The organism is Thermus sp. FJN-A (assembly GCF_054655095.1).
The window spans coordinates 237707-258127 of sequence record NZ_BAAHSC010000190.1 but is presented as its reverse complement, the minus strand read 5'-3'; the positions used below and the strand labels follow the sequence as shown (position 1 = coordinate 258127).

Below are 20421 nucleotides of genomic sequence, written 5' to 3'. Positions count from 1 at the left end.
GACGCACCGTCTTGGCCAATCCGCTCCAGGAAACCGAGGGGGGCTTCCGCCTGGACCTGGCCGGCCTGGAGCGCCTGGCCTACGCCACAAGGCTTCTCCTCTTCTGCCACCCGCAAAACCCCACGGGGAGGGTCTTTAGCGAGGAAGAGCTGGAGGCGGTGGCCGCCATCGCCCGCAAGCACGACCTCATCGTGGTCTCCGACGAACTCCATGCCCCCCTCACCTACGAGCGCCCCCACGTGCCCCTAAGCACCTTCCTCCCTGAGCGCACCCTCACCCTCCTGGGGCCGGGCAAGGCCTACAACCTGGCGGGCCTGCCCCTGGGGGCGGTGGTGGGACCCAAGCCCCTGGTGGACGCCCTCAGGCGCCACCTCCCCCACACCTTCCCCAACGTCTTGGCCATGGCCGCCTGGAAGGCGGCCCTTCGGGAGGGGGAGGCGTGGCTTCAGGGAATCCTGGCCCGGCTCAGGGCCAACCGGGACCGGGTGGCGGCCTGGGCCAGGGCCCTAGGCCTCGGCCACTTCCCCCCGGAGGGCACCTACCTGGCCTGGCTCAAAACCCCCATCCCCAAGGCGGCGGGCTACCTCCTCCGGGAGGCCCGGGTGGCCCTAAACCCGGGGGAGAACTTCGGGGAGGGGTACGACCGCTACGTGCGCCTCAACTTCGCCACCTACCCGGAGGTGTTGGAAGAGGCCCTAAAGCGACTCACCGAGGCCCTAAAGCGGGCCTAAAAGCAAAACCCCCTGGGAGGTACCCAGGGGGAAAAGGGCCATGCCCCTACTGGACCACCTCAATGGGGATCCGCTTGGCCCGGGCCTCGGCCACCTTGGGCATGGTGAGCCGCAGGACGCCGTGGCGGAACTCCGCCTTGGCCTGGGAGGCGTCCACCTCCACCGGCAGGCTGAAGGTGCGCACGAAGGAGCCGTGGGGGACCTCCTGCAGGTAGTACCGGCGCACCTTGGGTTCCTCCACGGGCTTCACCTGGCCCCGGACGGTGAGCTTGTTGCCCTCGAGGCTCACCTCCAGGTCCTCCGGGGCGAGGCCCGGCACCGCCATCTCCAGGATCAGGGCCTCATCGGTCTCGTAGAGGTCCGCGGGCGCCACGTAGGCCACCGCCGCGGGCCGGGCGAAATCGCCCAAGACCTCCTCAAAGAGCCGGTTGGCCTCCTCCAAGAGGGAGAAGGGACCCCACGTACGGAAGGGCGTGATCTCCGCAGGGCGAGCATCCCTACGCACCAGGGCCATAGCCATCACCTCCTTTTCTACTAATATCACCTGCGTCTTCTGTTGTCAAGTATCCTCACCATTACCCGCCTACCCTTATGTCTGTTATAATCAGGCCCATGCCCTTGCCCCAAGACGCCGTTCTGGTGGACACCCGTCCCCGGCCCGCCTACGAGGCGGGCCACCTGCCGGGGGCGCGCCACCTGGACCTCTCCGCCCCCCGGCTTCGCCTGCGGGAGGAGGGGGAGCTACGGGCCCTGGAAGCGGGGCTCACGGAGCTCTTCCAATCCCTGGGGCTCACAAGCCCGGTGGTCCTATACGACGAGGGGCTCACCAGCCGCCTCTGCCGCACCGCCTTCTTCCTGGGACTTGGCGGGCTGGAGGTGGAGCTCTGGACCGAGGGCTGGGAGCCCTACGCCACGGAGAAGGAGGAGCCCACCCCCGAGCGCACGGAGGTGGTGGCCAGGCTTCGGCGGGACTGGCTCCTCACTGCGGACGAGGCCGCCCGCCACCCCCTCCTCCTGGACGTGCGGAGCCCCGAGGAGTTCCAGGGCAAGGTCCACCCCCCCTGCTGCCCCCGGGGGGGGCGCATTCCGGGCAGCCGGAACGCCCCCTTGGAGATCTTCCTGGAGCCGGGCCAGGTCCTGGGAGCCCTGGGGCTTGCCCCCGGGCAGGAGGTGGGGGTCTACTGCCACTCGGGGGCCCGGAGCGCGGTGGCCTTCTTCGTCCTGAGGAGCCTGGGGGTGCGGGCCAGGAACTACCTGGGTTCCATGCACGAGTGGCTGCAAGAAGGCCTACCCACCGAGCCATGAGGGTCTTCTCCCTCCCCTTAGGCCCCCTCCAGGCCAACGCCTACCTGGTGGACACGGGGGAAGGGGTGGCGCTCATAGACCCCGGGGACGAGCCGGAAAGGCTCCTCGCCCTCTTCCGGGAGGTGGGCCTCACCCCTAAGGCCATCCTCCTCACCCACGCCCACTTTGACCACGTGGGGGCCGTGGCCCCCCTGGTGGAGGCCTTGGGGCTTCCCGTCTTCCTCCACCCCCTGGACCTCCCCCTCTACCGCCACGCGGCGGAGGCCGCCCGGGCCTGGGGGTTTGCCATCCCCGCCCCACCGCTTTCCGTGGAGCCCCTGGAGGAGGGGATGCGCCTCTTCGGGTTCAGGGTCCTCCACCTCCCCGGCCACAGCCCCGGGCACGTGGCCTTCTTCTACCCCGGGGAGGCGGAACCCAAAAGGCCCCGGGTCTTTTCCGGGGACCTCCTCTTCCGGGGGGGCATCGGCCGCTACGACCTCCCCGGGGCCAGCCGGGAGGCCCTTTCCCGCTCCTTAAGGCGCCTCCTCACCCTGCCCCCGGAAACGGAGGTGCACCCCGGGCACGGGCCCGGCACCACCCTGGCCCTCGAGGCCCGCACGAACCCCTTCCTCCGGGGGTTAGAATGGGAGATGTGAACGGGGCGGAGGCACTCAAGGCGCTCTTTGACCTTCAGGAGAAGGACCTTGAGATAGACCGATTGCAGAAGGAGGCGGAAAGTCTCCCCGAGGAGCTCCTTTCTGTCAAGGCCCAGGTGGAGGCCTTGGAGCAAGAGCTGGAAAGTCTCCTGGAACGGCAGGCGGAGCTGCGCAAGGAGTACAACCGGCACAGCCTGGACATTGAGGACCTCACCGCCAAGGAGAAGCAGGCGGAGGCCGAGCAACGCCAGGCCCAAAGCGCCCGCGAGCAGACCCAGTACGAGAACCGCATCCAACAGATCAAGGACCGCATCAAGGAGCTCCTGGAGCTCTCCACCCCCATCATGGAGGCCATGGAGAACCTGGAGGCGGAGATCGGCCGGGTGGAGGCGGGGCTCGCCGCCTTAAGGCCCCGCCTGGAGGAGCTCCTGGAGGCCAACCGGATCCGGGTGGAGGCCCTGCGCCAGGAGATCGCCCGGCGCCTGGAGGAGCGCTCCCTGATGGCGGGAAGCATTCCCGGCCCCGTCCTGAAGGAATACGAGGCCATCCGCCGGGCCCGCAAGGGCACGGGGGTGGTGCGCATGCTCCGCCAGGGCCAGGTCTTCCGCTGCGAGGGGTGCAACGTGGTCCTGCCCACCCACGTGGCCCAAAAGGTGGTGCAGGGGCAGCTCACCCGCTGCCCCTCCTGCGGTCGGCTCCTCTGGAAAGGGGAGTGAGGCGCTTAACCCAGAAGGCGCGCCTGGAGGACGATCTCCCTCACCCCCGCCAGGGCCCGGGAAACGGGACACCCCTCCTTGGCGGCCTCCGCGACCTCCTGGAACTTCTCCGGGCTTATTCCCGGCACCTCCGCCTCGGTGATAAGCTCAATCCGGGTGAGGGTGGCCCTTCCTTCCACCATCTCCAGGTGTACCCGGGCCTCGGTGGCGACCCGCTTAGGGGGAAAGCCCTCCCGCTCCAGGCTGGCGGCCAAGGCCATGGAGAAGCACCCCGCGTGGGCGGCGGCGATGAGCTCCTCCGGGTTGGTGCCCGGTCCCTCCTCAAACCGGGAGGGGAAGGAATAAGGCCCCTTAAACGCTTGGCTTTGGAGCTCCATGACGCCGCTCCCCTGCCGTAAACCGCCTTCCCATACCGCTTTGGCCTTGCGTACCGGCATATGCCCCTCCTCTTCCCCAAAGCCTACCTCACCCCCGAGAAACCTTCGGGCCTAGGAGCACAATGGCCCCCGGTAGCATAAGAGGGTGCTCTTCCTCTTCGTGGACGGCCTCGGCCTGGGGGAGGCCCTGGGGGACCTCTTCCCCCTCCTGGTGGAGCTCGGCCCCAAGCCCCTGGACGCCACCTTAGGGGTGGAGGGCCTGCCCCAGTCGGGCACGGGTCAGACCACCCTCCTCACCGGGGTCAACGCCGCCAGGCTCCTCGGCCACCACCAGGGCCCCTTCCCAAGCCCAAGCCTCCGGCCCCTCCTGGGCCAGAGCCTCTACGCCTGGGCCAGGGAAAGGGGCCTAAAGGTGCTCCACGCCAACGCGTACCGCCCGGAGTACCTGCAAAGGGCCACGGGAGGGAAAAGGCTTCTCCTTTCCGCCTTCGCCCAGGCCGCCCGCCTCGCGGGCCTACCCCTCCTTCCCCTGGGCCACCCTCTGGCCCTTACCCCCGGCTTCTGGGAGGACCCCTATGGGGCGGGGGCCAGGGCGGCGGGCCTGGCGCGGGACTTCCACCTGGTGGTGTTGGAGTACTGGGCCTTGGACCTGGCCGCCCACCGCTTTCCCGAGACCTTGCCCGCGCGTTTTGGGGAGCTCTCCGCCTTCATAAAGGGCTTTCTGGAGGCGGGGGGCACCCTCCTCCTCACCTCCGACCACGGCAACGCCGAGGAGCCCTGGCACCCCCACCACACCCTAAACCCCGTCCCCCTCCTCTACACCGGGGAGGCCCCGGGCTGGCCGCGGGACCTGGAGGGGATCTTACCCTGGCTGCAAGTGATTATCACTTCTAAACTTATAAAATCCGACCGGAATACTTGACTTTATCTCCCCCTTGGGGTAGAGTCCCCAGGCAGAGGGCGCCCTCTTCCTGGGAAAACCCAGGGCAAACAGCGGGAGGCAAGATGAAACCGAAGCGGTTCCTCACCCTCATCGGCGCGATGGCCTTAAGCCTGGCCCTGGCCCAAGGACAGACCCTGACCATTTACTCGGGGCGTGGGCAGAGCCTGGTGGAACCTTTAGTGAAGCAATTCCAGACAGAAACCGGCATCCGGGTCCAGGTGCGCTACGGCACCGACGCGCAGATCCTGGCCGCCCTACAGGAGGAGGGAAGCCGTTCCCCCGCGGACATCTTCTGGGCCAACACCGCCGGGGCCTTGGGCCAGGCGGCGGCCCAGGGGCTACTCCGCCCCCTGGGGGACACCCTCCTCAAACAGGCGGTGGCCTTTGCGCCCGCCTCCAAGGCCTGGGTACCGGTCACGTTGCGGCTTAGGGTCCTGGCCTATAACCCCCAGAAGTTCAAGCCCGAGGAGCTTCCCGCAAGCCTCCTCGACCTCCCCCGCTTCGCCCAGGAGAGGGGCCTCCAGGGGCGGGTGGGCTGGACCCCCACCTACTCCAGCTTCCAGGACATGGTGGCGGGGATGATCGCCCTCCACGGGGAGCAGAAGGCCCGGGAGTGGCTCCTTGCCATGAAGGCCCTCTCCCCCAAGGCCTACGCCTCTAACCCGGCCATGCTGGATGCCATTCGCGCCGGGGAGATAGACCTTGGCTCCACCAACCACTACTACGCGGTCCGCTTCCGCCGGGCGGGGTATGCCCTGGGCATCCACCACTTCAGGGACGGGGACGTGGGCAACCTGGCCCTGGTCACGGGGGCCGGCATCCTCAAAACCTCCAGGAACCTCACGGCCGCCAACCGCTTCCTCGCCTACCTGCTCTCGCCCAAGGGGCAACAGTACTTCGTGGGCAGCGTGGGCGAGTACCCCCTGGTGAAGGGGGTGGTGACCGACGCCCATCTGCTCCCCCTGGACGAGGCCCTTAAGAAGAGCCCCAGGCTGGACCTGGAGAAGCTCCCCCTGGAGCAGGCCCTGAAGCTTTTGCGGGAACTCGGCATCCTCTAGCGGCCCCCCTTGGCCCATGACTGGCGCGCGCAGGCTCCACCACCTCCCCGGGCTCCTGCCCTTCCTGGTGCCCGCCCTCCTCACGGGGGGCGGGGTCGCCCTTCCCCTCCTCTACCTGGTCCTTAGGGCCCTCGAGGCCGACTCCAGGACCTTAGGGGAAATCCTCTTTAGGGCAAAGAACCTGGATCTAATCCAGAACACTCTGGCCCTCCTCCTCGGGGTCCTCCTCCTCACCACCCTCATCGCCTTGCCCTTGGCCTTCCTCACCACCCGCACCGACCTCAGGGGCAAGCGCCTCTTCTCCGTGCTCCTCACCCTGCCCCTCGCCCTCCCCGGGTACGTGGGGGCCTACGTGCTCCTGGCGGCCACGGGGCCCGGGGGCCTCCTCCCCCTCCCCCGGCCCGAGGGGTACTGGGGGGCGCTCTTGGTGCTTTCCCTCATCACCTACCCCTACCTCTTCCTGGGGCTCAGGGCCGCCTTCCTGGGCCTGGACCCGAGCCTGGAGGAGGCGGCCCGAACCCTGGGCATGGGCCCGGCCAAGGCCTTCTTCCGGGCCACATTCCCCCAGCTTCTCCCCGCCCTCCTCTCCGGGTACCTGGTGGTGGGCCTGCACGTCCTGGGGGACTTCGGCACGGTGAGCCTTCTCCGTTACGAGACCTTCTCCTACGCCATCTACCTCCAGTACAACGCCGCCTTTGACCGGGTGTACGCCGCCTGGCTGGCCCTCTTCCTCCTCCTCTTCACCGGGGGGCTCCTCCTCTTGGAGGGGCTCCTCCTTCGCCGCCTGAGCCTGGCCCGCACCGGCAGGGGCAGCGGCCGGAAGGCCGGGCCCCTTCGCCTGGGGTGGTTTGCGCCCTGGGCCTACCTCCTGCTCCTCCTCCCCGTGCTTTTGGCCTTGGTCCTTCCCCTCTACGCCCTCTTCCACCTGGCCCGCCACTTCCCCCTGGAGGGCCTTTCGGGCCTCTGGGAGGCCCTCTTCCACTCCGCCCTGGCCGCCCTCCCCACCGCCTTCCTCGCCGTGGGCATGGCCCTCCCCATCGCCTACCTGGCCGTGCGCCACCCCGCCCCCGCCTCCCCTCTTTTGGAGCGGGTGGCCTACCTGGGCTACGCCATCCCCCCCCTGGCCTTTGCCCTGGCCTGGATCTTCTTCAGCCTCAAGAGCCTCCCCTTCCTCTACGGCACCCTGCCCCTTCTGGTCCTGGTCCTGGCCTTCCACTTCCTGGCGGAAAGCCTGGGGCCCGTGCGGGGGGCCTTGTACCAGGTGCCGAGGCGGCTGGAGGAGGCGGCCAGGACCCTGGGCGCCTCCCCGACCCAGGCCTTTTTCCGCGTCACCTTCCCCCTCCTGTGGCGGGGGGCGGTGGCCGGGGGAGCCTTAGCCTTCATCGGGGCGGTGAAGGAGCTTCCCATCACCCTCCTCCTGGCCCCCATGGGCTACGCCACCCTGGCCACCCGGGTTTTCGGCTACACTCAGGAAGCCATGTTCGCCGAGGCCGCCCCCTTTGCCCTCCTCATCACCCTGCTCTCGGCGGCCTTCGTGGGGGTGTTGCTTTGGAGCGAGCGCCGCTTCTAGTGCTAGAGGGCATCTCCAAGCGCTTCGGGGAGCACGAGGTGCTGAAGGGGATAGACCTTTCCGTCTACCCCGGGGAGATCCTCGCCCTCCTTGGGCCCTCGGGGTGCGGCAAGACCACCCTCTTGCGGGTGGTGGCGGGGCTGGAAAGCCCCCTGGCGGGACGGGTCCTCCTGGAGGGCCAAGACATCACCCCCTTGCCCCCGGAAAAACGGGGCATCGGCTTCGTCTTCCAGGACTACGCCCTCTTTCCCCACCTCACCGCCTTAGGCAACGTGGCCTTCGGCCTTAAGGGCAAGGACCGGCTGGAGCGGGCCCGGCGGGCCTTGGAACGGGTGGGTATGACCCTCTTCCAAGACCGGAAGCCGGGGGAGCTTTCCGGGGGCCAGCAGCAGCGCATCGCCCTGGCCCGCGCCCTGGCCCCGGGGCCCAAGCTGGTGCTCCTGGACGAGCCCTTCTCCAGCCTGGACGCGGGGCTTAGGGCCGCCACCCGGGAAGAGGTGCGCAAGGTCCTGAAGGAGACGGGCACCACCGCCCTCCTGGTCACCCACGACCAGGAGGAGGCCCTCTCCTTCGCCGACCGCCTGGGGGTGATGCGCGGGGGGGAGCTTTTGCAGGTGGGCACCCCCGAGGAGGTCTACCTGCGGCCCAGGACCCCCTTCGTGGCCCAGTTCCTGGGCCGCACCAACCTCCTTCCCGGGGAGGGCAAGGGGGGGTACGCGGAAACCTGCCTGGGCCCGGTGCCCCTGGCCGAGCCCGCCTTCGGGCCGCTCCTCCTCTCCCTGCGCCCCGAGGCCTTGAGGCTCGCCCCCCCGGGGGAAGGCCCCTTGGGGGAGGTGGTGGCCCGGGAGTTCAAGGGGCACGACCTCACCTACCGGGTGCGCCTCTTCTCCCCCGAGAAGGAGATCCTGGTCCAGGAGGGGCCGGAAAGCCCCTTCCGCGTGGGGGACCAGGTGCGGGTGGGGGTGGTGGGGGTGGGGGTGGCCCTCGAGGGCCATCCCGCCAAGACCCCCGTGGGCACGGACTAGTACCACCCCATGCTGGCTTGCGCCAGCATGGGGGCCCCGGCAACGGGTCTGGTGGGGACTTTCGGTGGCCACGGGGCGAAGGAAATGGGGGAAAGGGTATAAGCTTCGGGCGTGCGCCGCATCCTCATCCTCACGGAATACGACGGCACCCGCTTCGCCGGGCTCCAGCGGCAACGGCAGGGCCTCCGCACCGTGCAGGGGGAGCTGGAGGAAGCCCTCCCCCGGATCGGGGCCCTCCCCAAGGCGGTGGCCGCGGGCCGCACCGACGCCGGGGTCCACGCCCTGGCCATGCCCTTCCACTTTGACCTGCCGGGCAGGATCCCCACGGAGCGGATTCCCGAGGCCTTAAACCGCCTTCTGCCGGAGGACCTCAAGGTACTCTCCGCCCAGGAGGTGGCCCCGGACTTCCACGCCCGCAGGGATGCCCTCTGGCGGGCCTACCGCTACCGGATTCTCCTTAGGCCCCACCCCTCCCCCCTCCTCCGCCACCGGGCGCTTTGGGTGGGGAAGCCCTTGGACCTAAAGGCCATGGAGGAGGCCCTGGCTTACCTCCCCGGGCGGCACAACTTCCTGGGCTTCGCCACCGCCGAGGTGCGGGAGGGCCTGCGGGAACTCTACGAGGCCCGCCTGGAGGTCGCCGAGGGCGAGCTGGGCCAGGAGGTCCACCTCCACTTCCGCGGCCAAAGCTTCCTCCGCGGCCAGGTGCGGGGCATGGTGGGCACCCTGTTGGAGGTGGGCCTCGGGCGGCGCGCCCCGGAAAGCCTCGAGGCGATCCTAAAAACCGGGGACCGGCGCCTGGCCGGTCCCGCTGCCCCACCCCAGGGGCTTTACTTCGTGGCGGCCCTTTACCCAAGGGAGCGGCTTAGCCCCTAGCCAAGTTGCTCAAAGCCGGCTCCTGGGGTCCAAGGCATCCCGGAGGCCGTCCCCCAGGTAGTTGAAAGCCAGCACCGTGATGAAGATCATGAAACCCGGCGGCAGGGCCAGCCAGGGCGCGGTGAAGATGTACTCCTGGGCGTTGGTGAGCATGTTGCCCCAGGTGGCCACCGGGGGTTGGATGCCAAAGCCCAGGAAGGACAAGGCGGCCTCCACCAGGATGGCCCCGCCGATCTGCAAGGTGGCCTGGACGATGAGGGGGGCAAGGGTGTTGGGCACCAGGTGGCGGAACATGATGCGCAGGTCCGTGGCCCCCAAGGCCTGGGCGGCGGTGGCGTAGTCCTGCTCCCTTAAGGAGAGGATGTTCCCCCGCACCAGCCTGGCGGTGCCCAGCCAGCCGAAGAGGACCAGGATGGTGATGATGATGAAGACGCTGGCCGCATCCCCAAACACCCCCTGGGCCCACTGGCCCACCTTCACCCCCGGGTCCCGCAGAAGGGCCGAGAGCACCAAGAGGAGGGGCAGGGTGGGGATGGTGAGCATGAAGTCAATGAGGCGGCTGATGGCGATGTCCAAGTCCAAGCGGATCTGCCCCTTAAGGCCATGCCAGGCGGCCCAGAGCACCAAGGCCAGGGTGAGGCCAAAGCCCAGGTAACTCCCTGCCCTTCCCGCCCGGATCCCGTCCTCGGCCAAGGCCCAGGCGATGGAGAGGGCCAGGTACAGCACCCCGTAGTAGAGGAACCAGGAGAAGACCCGCCAGAGGGCGAAGGTCCAGGGGTAGAACCCCTCCCGCTCCCGGCGGAGGGGACCCAGGTAAAAGCGCAAGGGCCGGCCGGAGAAGTACCCCGCCAGCGTTCCCATGATGGTCCCCAGGATCACGCTGGAAAAGGCCACGGCAAAACCCACCAGGAGGGAGATGCGGGAACCGTAGATGATGCGGGAAAGCACGTCCCGCCCCAGGTCGTCCGTGCCCAGGAGGTGCTCCCGGGAAGGAGGATTGAAGTAGTACTGGCCCACGTCCTCCCCCGTGGGTTGGGCGGTGGGGTCGTAGGGGGCGATCCAGGGGGCAAAGATGGCCATAAGGATCAGGAGCACGATGACCACCAGGCCGGCCATGGCCATCTTGTGCCGCCTCAGGCGGCGCCAGAAGAGGCTAAAGAAGGTGCGGGGTTTGGGGGAAGCGGTTGCGGTCGCCATGGCTCACCTCTAGCTGTAGCGGATGCGGGGGTCCACCACCGCGTAGGCCAGGTCCGCCAGGAGGTTGAAGAGGGCGGTCATCAGGGCCAAGAAGGCCAGGGCGGCCATGGCCACGTTGTAGTCCTTCTCCACCAGGGCGTCAAAGATGGCCCGGCCCATGCCGGGATAGCTGAAGATGGTCTCGGTGATGGTGGCTCCGCCCAAGACCCCGGGGATGGCCAGGCCCACCAGGGTCACGATGGGGATGAGGGCGTTCCTGAGGGCGTGCTTGTAGAGCACCACCCTCTCGGAAAGCCCCTTGGCCCGGGCGGTGCGGATGTAGTCCTGGGAGAGCACCTCCAGGAGGGAGGCCCGCATGAACCGGGTCCACTCAGCCATCTGTAGGGAGGAAAGGGCGATCACGGGCAGGATCAGGTGCCAGACCCACTGCCCCAGGTACGCCCACAGGCTCACCGCCCCCGAGCGCACGTCCTCCCAGAGCACCCCGGGCACGCCCCCTGTGGGGAAGCGGGGGAAGCCCGGGATGTGGTCCGGAAGCCAGATAGCGAAGAGGTAGAGGAGGAGGATCCCCAGGAAGAAGACGGGCATGGAAAACCCCACGAAGGAGAGAAAGGTGATGACGTAGTCCGCCAGGGAGTACTGCCGCACGGCGGAGAACACCCCCACGGGGATGGCCACCAGAAGGGCCAGGGTGAGGGCGAGGCCTGAGAGCAAGAGGGTCTTGGGCAGGCGCTGGGCGAAGATGTACTCCGCCGCGGGGATGCCGTAGGTGCGGCTGTAGCCCAGATCCCCTTGCACCGCCCGGGAGAGCCACTTGAAGTACCGGATGTGGAGGGGCTGGTCCAGACCGTAAGCCCGCTTCAAAGCCTCAAACTGCTCGGCGGTCATGCGGGGGTTCTGCCGCCTGAGCTCGTCCAAAGGGTCCCCCGGCTGCAGGGCCAGGAGGGCGTAGATGACCACGCTGGCCGCAAGGAGCAGGGGGACCATCTGCAAAAGCCTGCGCACCGTGTAGGCGAACACCCTTGTACCTCCCGTTTATGGCACTCAAAAAGCCCGCTGGGCTAAAGCCCAGCGGGCCCCACTATACCACCCAGGCTACTTGACGGAAAGGGCGTACTTCGCCTGGTCCCACTTCTTCACGGCGCCGCGGCTGGCCCAGCCGATCTCCCAGGCGTTCCAGCCGGGGTAGCCGTAGCCGCCGGAGTAGGCGCTGGCCACGTAGTTCACGAGGCCCTGGCGCACCACGTAGGGGTTGGCGCGGAAGTAGAGGGGAAGCGCCGGGAGCTCCTCGGCCCAGATCTCCTGGGCGCGGGCGAAGAGGGCCTTGCGCCTGGCCTCGTCAAACTCCAAGACCCCCTGGCTCGTCAGGCGGTCAAACTCGTCGTTCCGCCAGCCGCCGATGTTCTGGCCCTGGTAGTTGTTCTCCTTGGTGGGGACCATGATGGCCCCGGTGTTCAGGTTCTTGTACTGGAAGAGGCCACCGTCCTCCTGCAGGTTGGAGACCCAGGCGAACTCAAACATCCCCGTCCACTTGCACTCGGAGGCGCGCTGGATGTAGTCGTCGGCGAAGACCACGGCGCTGGGGGCGTTATTGATCTTGACGGCGATGCCGATCTTCTTGAGGTCCTCGGCGAAGAACTGTTGGGTGCGCTCGCGGATGGCGTTGCCGGCGGTGGTGACGTACTCAATCTCAAAGCGCACGGTGCGGCCGCCCACGGTGCGCTGGAGGATGCCGTCCGGCCCCTTCCTCCAGCCCATCTCCGCCAGGAGGGCCTCGGCCTTCTTCAGGTCAAACTCGTACTTCCTGACGTTGGGGTTGAAGAGGGGGTTGACGGGGGCAATCCAGGTGTGGGCCACGGGCTGGAGGCCGTCAAAGAAGGCCTTCACCAGGCCCTCCCGGTTCAGGGCGTGGAGGATGGCCTGGCGGGTGCGCTTGTCGTTCAGGCCGAGGTCCTTGACCACCTGGCAGTTCTCAAACTTATTGATGTCAATGTGCTCCCAGATGGCCCCGGGCACGAACCAGATGTCAAAGCGGCCGGGGGCGCGGGAGGTGAGCTGCTTGGACCGGGCCTGGTCAAAGGTGAGGGAGACGCTGGAGGTGGCGTCAATGGAGCCGCCGATCACCGCCACCAGGAGGGAGTTGGTGTTCTGGATGAAGCGGTAGACCACCTTCTGCACGTACTTGCTCTCCCCGCCCTCGGGCTTGATGGGGAAGTTGGGGTTCCGCTCCATCTCAATGGAGTTCCCCGGCACCCAGCGGCGGAGCTTGAAGGCCCCGGAGTAGACCATGACGCCCTTATTGAGCTGGGCAGGGGTGGCGAACTTGAGGAAGAAGTTGCGGTAGAGCTCGTTGAGCTTTTCCGCGTCCTTGTCGGGGTCCAGGTTGCGGGCCGCCGCCTTCACCTTCTCCCACTCCGGGCCCATGATGTGCTTGGGAGCATAGCCTATGGGGGAACCGTAGGTGTCGTAGTAGTAGGCGGGCTCAAAGATCACGGTAAAGTTGCGGGCGTCCTTAACGCGGAGGTTCACCCGCTCCCAGTAGTCGGGGTTCAGCACGGGCATCCCCTTGGCCTTGCCCACCTCAAAGTAAAAGGCCACGTCCTCCGTGGTGATGGGCCTGCCATCGGACCAGCGGGCATCGGGGCGGATGGTGAGGTCCATCTCTAGGCGCTTCTTGCCCCCGCCGATGTCCGTCACCCGCAAGCGCCCGTTCTGCTGGGTGGGCACCTCGGTGGCCAGAACGGGGAAGTTCTGGCTGTCGGCGTTGAAGCCGATGAAGGGAGCGAAGAGGTATCCCTCGATCTCGCTCTTGATGGCCTGGTTGGAGATGATGCTTAGAAAGTCCCCCGCCAGAACCCTAGGCTCCTGGGAAGCCCCCACCACCAGGCTGTTGTCCTGGGGCCCCGCCAGGGCCAGGCCCAGAGCGGTTATACCGAGTACAGCCAGCTTGCCTACCTTCTGCATACCGCCTCCTTTCGTGGCACCGTCTAAGTGGCCGAGGCCATTATACGACCCGCCGGGTTAAGGTCAACCGGGAAAAAGCTAAAGGGGCCCTCAGGCAGGGCCCCCCGAAGGAACCGGGGTTTAATGGCCGCAGGCGCGGGCTTCCCCTTCCTGGTCCTTGGTGCGGAAGGAGTGGCCGCAGCCGCAGGTGCTGGCGGCGTTTGGGTTGTGAACCGTGAACCCGCCCCCCATGAGGCTCTCCACCCAGTCAATCTCCGAGCCCACCAGGTAGGGCAAGGACATGGGGTCCACCACGAGCCGCACCCCGTGCATCTCCACGAAGGTGTCCCCTTCCAGCTCCCGCTCGTCCACGGCCATGCCGTACTGGAAGCCGGAGCACCCTCCAGACTTAATGTAAACCCGGATGGCCGCGTGTTCCTTGCCGTAACGGGCGAGGATCTCCCTGGCCTTCTCCGCCGCCAAGGGGGTGATGCGGATAACCGTTTCCTGCGCCTCTACCATGCCCAGACCTCCTTACCCCTTACCCTACCACGACAGGGGTAGGAGAACGTGCAGCAGGTTCCAGGGCTTAGCATGGGGGCATGGACCTCGTCCGCGTGCAGGAAGTTCTGCGGGAGGAGAGGCTGGATGGCTGGCTCCTCTTCTCCTTCGGGCGGAGCAACCCCTTGGCCCTAGAGGTCCTTTCCCTCACCTCCCTCCACCTGACCCGGCGCTTCGCCTACCACATCCCCGCAAGGGGCGAGCCCACCCTCCTCTGCCACGCCATAGAGGCGAGCCTGTTCCCCAAACTGGCAGGGAGACAGCGCACCTACCATAGCTGGCAAAGTTTCCAAGAGGGGCTTTCGCACCTCCTGGAAGGGGCGCGGCGCATCGCCTTGGAATACGTGCCGGGCGGGGCCATCCCCTACCTCTCCCGGGTGGACGGGGGCACCCTGGACCTCCTCCGGGGCATGGGCCTCGAGCTCGCCTCCTCCTGGCCCCTCCTCCTCCTCTTCCAGACCTGGGGGGCGGAAAGGCTGGAAAGCCACAGGCGGGCCGCCCAGGGGCTTGTCCTGGCCCGGGATGCGGCCTTGGCCCTCCTCCGGGAAGCCCCGGAGGCCACGGAGAGGATGGTCCAGGCCCGCATGGCCGAGGTCCTCACCCGCCTGGGCCTCGTCTTCGACCACCCCCCCATGGTGGCCTTCGGCCAAAACGCCGCCAACCCCCACCACGAGCCCGGGGAGAAGCGCCTGGAAGGGGGAGAGGTGGTGCTCCTGGACCTGTGGGCCAAGGAGCCCGGGGGGGTCTATGCGGACATCACCTGGATGGCGGGCCTGGGGGTGCCGGAGGCCGCCCACCGGGCCTTCCGGGCGGTGGCCGAGGCCCGGGACAAGGCCATCCGCTTCGTGGCCGAGGCCTACGGGGAAGGCCGCCACCCAAAGGGGTACGAGGTGGACCGGGTGGCCCGGGAGGCGCTGGAGGCCCAAGGGTACGGGGCCTTCGTCCGCCACCGCACGGGGCACAACCTGGGGGAGGAGGTCCACGGGGCCGGGCCCCACCTGGACGACCTCGAGACCCACGACTTCCGCCCCTTGGTGCCGGGCCTGGCCTTCACCGTGGAACCCGGCCTCTACCTCCCCGCCTTTGGGGTGCGCACGGAGGTGAACGTCTACCTCCACCCCACGGGCCCGGAGGTGACCACCCCCGTGCAGCAGGAGATCACCCCCCTCTAGGCATACCCGGGGGGCGTGGTATTTTGGGGGATGGCATGGACCGCCCCCTGCTGATCTTTTCCGGCCAGTCCAACCGTCCCCTGGCCCAGGCCATCGCCGAGGCCCTAGGCGTCCCCTTGGGCAAGAGCACCACCTTGCGCTTCGCCAACGACAACCTCTTCGTCCGCTTCGAGGAGAGCCTCCGGGAAGGGGACGTCTTCCTCGTCCAGTCCCTCACCCCTCCGGTCCAGGACCACCTCATGGAGCTCCTCATGATGATTGACGCCGCCAAGGGGGCCAGCGCCGCCCGGGTGACCGCGGTCATCCCCTACTTCTCCTACGCCCGGAGCGACAAGAAGGACGCGCCCCGCATCTCCATCGCGGCCCGGCTCATCGCCGACCTCCTCCAGACCGCGGGGGCCGACCGGGTGCTCACCATGACCCTGCACTCGCCCCAGGTCCACGGCTTCTTCAAGATCCCCGTGGACCACCTCTCCGCCGAACCCGTGATCGCCAACCACTTCGCCACCCGGGTGGACCTGGAAAACGCCGTGGTGGTGGCCCCGGACGCGGGAGACCTCAAGCGGGCGAGCTCCCTGGCCCGAAGGCTCGGCCTTCCCCTGGCCTTCATCGACAAGGAGCGGGTCTCCGACACCGAAGTGCGGGTCAGGATGCTGGTGGGGGAGGTGGAAGGGAAAACCGCCCTGATCGTGGACGACGAGATCTCTACCGCCGGAAGCCTGGTGGAGGCGGTGGAGGCCCTCATGCAGGCCGGGGCCAAGGAGGTCTACGCCGCCGCCACCCACGGGGTCTACGTGGGCCCCGCCCTGGAGCGCATCGCCCAAAGCTCGGTGAAGGAGGTGGCGGCCACGGACACCTGCCCCCCTAAGGCGGGCCCCAAGCTCAAGACCCTTACCGTGGCCCCCCTTTTCGCCGAGGCCATCTGGCGCATCCACCGGGGGGAGTCGGTGTCCAGCCTCTTCACCTAAGGCCATGGGTACGGAGCGCTTGCAGGTTAAAGGACTTCCCGTCCTGGCCCAGGGGCCTGAAAGGCCCAAGGCCCTGCTTCTGGCCCTTCACGGCCTCCAAGGCTCCAAAGAGCACATCCTTTCCCTTCTCCCGGGCTACGGGGAGGCGGGGTTTCTGCTCCTCGCCTTTGACGCCCCCAGGCACGGGGAGCGGGAGGGGCCGCCCCCCTCCTCCAAGAGCCCCCGGTACGTGGAGGAGGTCTACCAGGTGGCCTTGGGCTTCGCCGAGGAGGCCCGGATGGTGGCGGAGGAGGCGCAAAAGCGGTTCGGCCTTCCCCTTTTCCTGGCCGGGGGGAGCATGGGGGCCTTCGTGGTCCACCTCCTCCTTTCCCAGGGCTTCCGGCCCCGGGCGGCTCTGGCCTTCATCGGCTCGGGCTTCCCCATGAAGCTCCCCCAGGGGCAGGAGGTGAAGGACCCCCAGGTCCAGGCCCTCTACGAGAGGCCCCCCGCCCTTCGGGGAGAGGCCTACGGGAGCGTACCCCTCCTGCACCTGCACGGCACCAAGGACCTCATCGTGCCCCTTAGCCGCATGGAGAAGACGGTGGAGGCCCTGAGGCCCCACTACCGGGAGGGGCACCTGGCCCGCTTCGTGGAGGAGGGCGCGGGGCACACCATCACCCCCCTGATGGCCCGGGTGGGCCTGGCCTTCCTCGAGGCCTGGTCCTGAGGGAGGCCTGGGTGATCCGGGAGGGGCTTAGGGGCTACCGGGGCTACCCGGGAGGCTTCCGGGCCTACCGCCTGGCCTTCCCCACGGTGGAGCTCTCCTGGTGGCATCGGGTGGGGGACCCTAGGACCATAAGCCGCCTCCTTGCCTTGGCCCCGGAGGGGTTCCGCTTCAGCGTGATGGGCCACAAGCACCTCACCTTCCGGCCCAGCGGGGAGGAACGGCGCGTCCTAAGGCGTTTTCTCCGGCGCTTTCGCCTCTTCGGCCCCAAGGCGGGGGCGGTGCGCCTTTACGTGCCGGAAGGGGTGGAACCCGAGGCCTTCGCCCGCTGGCTTGACCTCCTGGCCGAGGTGCTGGAGGAGGTGGGCCCGGTGCCCTTGGCCTTCCAGGCGGGGGAGGCCCTAAGGCCCCTGATCCGGGAGCGGGGCCACGCCCTGGTGAACGAGGAGGGCTCCTTCCTCTACCTGGTGGACCCCGAGGCGGTGCCCGAGGCGGGCGAGGGCTACCTCTACCGGGGAGAGCCGAAGGAAGCGTAGCCCCATGCTTCACAAGCCGCCCTTTCCGCCCTACACTCATAGCGGGGGTTGGCCCGGAAGGGGCCAGTCCGGAGGACAGCCTTGAAGACGGCCAGGCGCTTTTCCCCGAAAGAAGCCGAGGAGATCTACCTGGTGCCCTACTGGGGAGCGGGGTTCTTCCGGGTGGGGCGGGACGGGGAGCTGGAGGTCACCCCCTTGGGGCCCGAAGGGCCTTCCGCTTCCCTTCTGGAGATCGTGGAGGCCCTCAGGGACGAGGGACGGCCCCTGCCCTTGGTCTTGCGCTTCCCCCAGATCCTGGAGGCCCGGGTGCGCGAGCTCAACGAGGCCTTCCGGCGGGCCATGGAGAAGTACGGCTACCGGGGAGGCTACCGCGGGGTCTACCCGGTCAAGGTGAACCAGCGCCGCCTGGTGCTGGAGACGGTGGCCAAGGCGGGAAGGCCTTACCACTACGGCCTCGAGGCGGGCAGCAAGGCCGAGCTGGCCCTGATCCTGGCCCAGGACCTCTCCCGGGAAGCCCTCATCACCACCAACGGCTTCAAGGACGACGACTTCATCCGCCTGGCCCTCACGGGGCGGAAACTGGGCCGGAACGTGGTCATCACCCTGGAAAAGTTCGCCGAGCTCCCCAGGGTGGTGCGCATCTCCAAGGAGCTGGGGGTGCGCCCGCAGCTCGGGATCCGCTACAAGCTCAAGGCCAAGGGGGCAGGGCAGTGGGAGGCCAGCGGCGGGGAAAACGCCAAGTTCGGCCTCACCACCCCGGAGATCGTCCGGGCGGTGGAGATCCTGAAGGAAGAAGACCTCCTGGACACCTTGGTCATGGTCCACGCCCACATCGGCAGCCAGGTCACGGACATCCGCAGGATCAAGGCCGCGGTGCGGGAGGCGGCCCAGACCTACGTGCAGCTCAGGAAGCTGGGGGCCCCCCTCGCCTACCTGAACCTGGGCGGGGGCCTGGCCGTGGACTACGATGGTTCCAAGACCAACTTCTACGCCTCCGCCAACTACACCCTCCCCGAGTACGCGGAGGACCTGGTTTACGTGACCAAGGAGGTGGTGGAGGCCCAGGGCGAGCCCCACCCCACCCTGGTCACGGAGTCGGGCCGGGCGGTGACCGCCTACCACCAGGTCCTGGTCCTGCAGGTCATCGACGTGATCACCCCCCCGGGGGAGGAGAGGCCCAAGGCCCCTCCCGAGGAGGCCCATCCCCTGGTGAAGGAGCTTTGGGAAGGGCTTTTAAGCCTCTCCCCCAAGAACTTCCGCGAGGTCTACCACGACGCCTTCGCCGACAAGGAAACCCTGCAGACCCTTTATGACCTGGGCCTGGTGTCCCTAAAGGACCGCGCCTTGGCGGAGGAGATCTTTTACCACATCGCCCGCAGGGTTTACACCATCGTCCGGGAACTCCCCTACGCCCCGGACGAGTTCGAGGACCTGGAGAAGCTCTTGGCCGACAAGCTCGTGTGCAACTTCTCCATCTTCCAAAGCCTCCCCGACGCCTGGGCCATCCACCAGCTCTTCCCCATCGTGCCCTTAAGCCGCCTCCACGAGCCCCCCACCCGCCAGGCCACCCTGGTGGACATCTCCTGCGACTCCGACGGCAAGATGGACCGCTTCATCGACCTGCACGACGTGCGCCAGAGCCTGCCCGTCCACGCCATCCGTCCCGGGGAGCCCTACTACCTGGGGGTGTTCCTGGTGGGGGCCTACCAGGACGTCCTCGGCAGCAGCCACAACCTCTTCGGCCAGGTGGGGGAGGCCCACGTGGTGGTGGACGAGGAGGGCTTCGCCATTGAGCGCTTCGTCCCCGGGGAGACCGCAGAGAAGGTCATCGAGAAGATGGGGTTTACCGCCCGGGAGCTCTTTTTGGGGGTGGAGCGCCTGGTGCGGCAAAGCCGCCTCTCCCCCGCGGAGAAAGGGGCCTTCCTGGAGCGGTACGCCCGGGAGCTCCAGGGGTACACCTACCTGGAGGACTAAACCCCCGCTGCAACCCGTTAAGGGCCAGTTAAGGGGGGGCGTGGCAGGATGGGGCCATGGCCTCCTGGAAGGGCCGTTATACTGGCCTTAACTTGTCCCCCACCCTGGAGCTCCTAGACCCCTTGAACCCGGTGCGGCGGCAGATGGCCCTGTGGCTTCTGCCCTTGGGGAGCCTTTTGGCCCTGGTGGCCTACGGGACCTCGAGGCTTGGGGGCGTGGACCCTGTGGACCGGGTCTTTCTGCCCCTCCTTGGCGGCGGCTTCCTGGCCCTAGGGGTTGCCCTGTGGCGCCATCCTCCTGCGGCCAAGTGGGTTCTGCCCACCGCCCACGGCCTCATCGCCTCCTACCTCCTGGCCACCTTGGGCTACCAGCTCCTCCTCAAACCCAACCCCCAGGGCCTCTCCCCCGCCGCATTTTGGGTGCCCTTCTTCTACTTCTCCAGCTACCTCTTTTTCCCCGCCCGGAAAGCGGTGCGGGCTGCCCTCCTCTACCTCATGGCCCTCTTCCTCCTGGCCCTTTTGGGCGCCTTCCGGGGGCACTTCCAGGCCACCCACCTCAACGCCTTGGCCCAGTTCTTCGGGGCCAACCTGGCCTACGTGAGCCTCCTCTACATGCTGGTGCAGCTGAAGGAAGGGTATCTGGAAGCCCAGCTGGACGCCTACACGGATTTCCTCACGGGCCTTCGCAACCGGCGCTACCTGGAGCTGGTGCTGGAGCGGGAGCTTTTCCGCGTGCAGCGCTACGGCCGCCCCCTCTCCCTCGTGGTCTTGGACCTGGACGGCTTCAAGGGAATCAACGACACCTACGGCCACGAGGTGGGGGACCGGGTGCTCAAGGCCCTGGCGGCCTGCCTCGAGGGCCACGTGCGCCAGAGCGACCGGGCCGTGCGCCTGGGAGGCGAGGAATTCGCCGTGGTTATGCCGGAAACCCCCTTGGCCCAGGCCACCCGCTTGGCGGAGCGGCTCCGCCAAAAGGTGGCGGCCCTGAAGGTGCCCCCGGTGGAACACCTCTCCGCCAGCCTGGGCGTGACCCAGGCCAGCCCCACCGACTCGCCCCTCTCCCTCCTCAAGCGGGCCGACGAGGCCATGTACCAAGCCAAGCGCCGGGGGAAAAACCGGGTGGAGGTGACCTGAG

At 68.0% G+C, this 20421-nt stretch carries 21 protein-coding genes; 15 read left to right on the top strand and 6 right to left on the bottom strand.

Annotated features, from left to right (window positions below):
* The coding region (locus ACYQ0J_RS08910; protein ID WP_460171804.1) for a cystathionine beta-lyase at nt 1–731 on the top strand (731 nt) is incomplete at its 5' end.
* A gap of 46 nt (nt 732–777) precedes the next feature.
* Here ACYQ0J_RS08910 and ACYQ0J_RS08905 read toward each other — a convergent pair.
* Nucleotides 778–1245, bottom strand: coding sequence for an Hsp20/alpha crystallin family protein (locus ACYQ0J_RS08905; protein ID WP_460171812.1), 468 nt, complete (start codon nt 1243–1245; stop codon nt 778–780).
* A 98-nt stretch (nt 1246–1343) separates the two neighbouring features.
* Between ACYQ0J_RS08905 and ACYQ0J_RS08900 the strand changes: the two genes are divergently transcribed.
* From ACYQ0J_RS08900 to ACYQ0J_RS08890, 3 genes are read left to right on the top strand one after another with little or no spacing between them, the layout of a single operon-like run.
* On the top strand, nt 1344–2036 hold the full coding sequence (locus tag ACYQ0J_RS08900; RefSeq protein ID WP_460171803.1) for a sulfurtransferase: 693 nt from the start codon (nt 1344–1346) through the stop codon (nt 2034–2036).
* Nucleotides 2033–2671: an MBL fold metallo-hydrolase gene (locus ACYQ0J_RS08895; RefSeq protein WP_460171802.1), complete on the top strand. Its 639-nt coding sequence runs from the start codon at nt 2033–2035 to the stop codon at nt 2669–2671. The genes ACYQ0J_RS08900 and ACYQ0J_RS08895 overlap by 4 nt, the downstream gene beginning before the upstream one ends.
* Nucleotides 2659–3387, top strand: coding sequence for a zinc ribbon domain-containing protein (locus ACYQ0J_RS08890; protein WP_460171801.1), 729 nt, complete (start codon nt 2659–2661; stop codon nt 3385–3387). The genes ACYQ0J_RS08895 and ACYQ0J_RS08890 overlap by 13 nt, the downstream gene beginning before the upstream one ends.
* Before the next feature lie 5 nt (nt 3388–3392).
* Here ACYQ0J_RS08890 and ACYQ0J_RS08885 read toward each other — a convergent pair whose 3' ends face one another.
* Nucleotides 3393–3824 (bottom strand): OsmC family protein, encoded by a 432-nt coding sequence (locus ACYQ0J_RS08885; RefSeq protein WP_460171800.1) that lies wholly within the window; start codon nt 3822–3824, stop codon nt 3393–3395.
* 85 nt (nt 3825–3909) lie between these two features.
* Here ACYQ0J_RS08885 and ACYQ0J_RS08880 point away from each other — a divergent pair, with 85 nt between their 5' ends.
* The 5 genes from ACYQ0J_RS08880 (at nt 3910) to truA (ending at nt 9233) form a co-directional block, all read left to right on the top strand.
* Nucleotides 3910–4686, top strand: coding sequence for a metalloenzyme (locus tag ACYQ0J_RS08880; protein WP_460171799.1), 777 nt, complete (start codon nt 3910–3912; stop codon nt 4684–4686).
* Between the two features lie 83 nt (nt 4687–4769).
* A complete protein-coding gene (locus ACYQ0J_RS08875; RefSeq protein WP_460171798.1) occupies nt 4770–5765 on the top strand; it encodes an iron ABC transporter substrate-binding protein in 996 nt (331 codons plus the stop codon).
* Between the two features lie 16 nt (nt 5766–5781).
* Nucleotides 5782–7335, top strand: coding sequence for an ABC transporter permease (locus tag ACYQ0J_RS08870; protein ID WP_460171797.1), 1554 nt, complete (start codon nt 5782–5784; stop codon nt 7333–7335).
* The gene (locus tag ACYQ0J_RS08865) at nt 7314–8360 is read left to right on the top strand and encodes an ABC transporter ATP-binding protein (RefSeq protein ID WP_460171796.1); all 1047 of its coding nucleotides are present in this window, start codon (nt 7314–7316) and stop codon (nt 8358–8360) included. The genes ACYQ0J_RS08870 and ACYQ0J_RS08865 overlap by 22 nt, the downstream gene beginning before the upstream one ends.
* A gap of 111 nt (nt 8361–8471) precedes the next feature.
* Entirely contained in the window at nt 8472–9233 is a 762-nt protein-coding gene (gene truA, locus ACYQ0J_RS08860) for a tRNA pseudouridine(38-40) synthase TruA (RefSeq protein ID WP_460171795.1), read from the top strand.
* A 9-nt stretch (nt 9234–9242) separates the two neighbouring features.
* Here the strand turns inward: truA and ACYQ0J_RS08855 are convergent, their stop codons facing one another.
* The 4 genes from ACYQ0J_RS08855 to erpA form a co-directional block, all read right to left on the bottom strand.
* A complete protein-coding gene (locus tag ACYQ0J_RS08855; RefSeq protein ID WP_460171794.1) occupies nt 9243–10430 on the bottom strand; it encodes an ABC transporter permease in 1188 nt (395 codons plus the stop codon).
* 9 nt (nt 10431–10439) lie between these two features.
* Nucleotides 10440–11450 carry an ABC transporter permease gene (locus tag ACYQ0J_RS08850; protein WP_460171793.1) on the bottom strand — a complete coding sequence of 337 codons (1011 nt, stop codon included), beginning with the start codon at nt 11448–11450 and terminating at the stop codon, nt 10440–10442.
* A 75-nt stretch (nt 11451–11525) separates the two neighbouring features.
* Nucleotides 11526–13394 carry a peptide ABC transporter substrate-binding protein gene (locus ACYQ0J_RS08845; RefSeq protein ID WP_460171792.1) on the bottom strand — a complete coding sequence of 623 codons (1869 nt, stop codon included), beginning with the start codon at nt 13392–13394 and terminating at the stop codon, nt 11526–11528.
* Nucleotides 13395–13514: 120 nt separating this feature from the next.
* Nucleotides 13515–13895, bottom strand: a complete 381-nt coding sequence (erpA, locus tag ACYQ0J_RS08840; RefSeq protein WP_460171791.1) for an iron-sulfur cluster insertion protein ErpA — start codon at nt 13893–13895, stop codon at nt 13515–13517.
* An 80-nt stretch (nt 13896–13975) separates the two neighbouring features.
* Here erpA and ACYQ0J_RS08835 point away from each other — a divergent pair, with 80 nt between their 5' ends.
* The 6 genes from ACYQ0J_RS08835 to ACYQ0J_RS08810 all read left to right on the top strand — a co-directional run bounded on the left by ACYQ0J_RS08835 (nt 13976) and on the right by ACYQ0J_RS08810 (nt 20420).
* Nucleotides 13976–15106 carry a M24 family metallopeptidase gene (locus ACYQ0J_RS08835; protein ID WP_460171790.1) on the top strand — a complete coding sequence of 377 codons (1131 nt, stop codon included), beginning with the start codon at nt 13976–13978 and terminating at the stop codon, nt 15104–15106.
* Between the two features lie 35 nt (nt 15107–15141).
* A complete protein-coding gene (locus ACYQ0J_RS08830; RefSeq protein WP_460171789.1) occupies nt 15142–16074 on the top strand; it encodes a ribose-phosphate diphosphokinase in 933 nt (310 codons plus the stop codon).
* A 4-nt stretch (nt 16075–16078) separates the two neighbouring features.
* Nucleotides 16079–16780, top strand: coding sequence for an alpha/beta hydrolase (locus tag ACYQ0J_RS08825; RefSeq protein WP_460171788.1), 702 nt, complete (start codon nt 16079–16081; stop codon nt 16778–16780).
* Nucleotides 16781–16791: 11 nt separating this feature from the next.
* Nucleotides 16792–17313 (top strand): DUF72 domain-containing protein, encoded by a 522-nt coding sequence (locus tag ACYQ0J_RS08820; RefSeq protein ID WP_460171787.1) that lies wholly within the window; start codon nt 16792–16794, stop codon nt 17311–17313.
* 81 nt (nt 17314–17394) lie between these two features.
* A complete protein-coding gene (speA, locus tag ACYQ0J_RS08815; protein WP_460171786.1) occupies nt 17395–19287 on the top strand; it encodes a biosynthetic arginine decarboxylase in 1893 nt (630 codons plus the stop codon).
* A gap of 56 nt (nt 19288–19343) precedes the next feature.
* On the top strand, nt 19344–20420 hold the full coding sequence (locus tag ACYQ0J_RS08810) for a GGDEF domain-containing protein (RefSeq protein WP_460171785.1): 1077 nt from the start codon (nt 19344–19346) through the stop codon (nt 20418–20420).
* Nucleotide 20421: the final 1 nt, after the last annotated feature.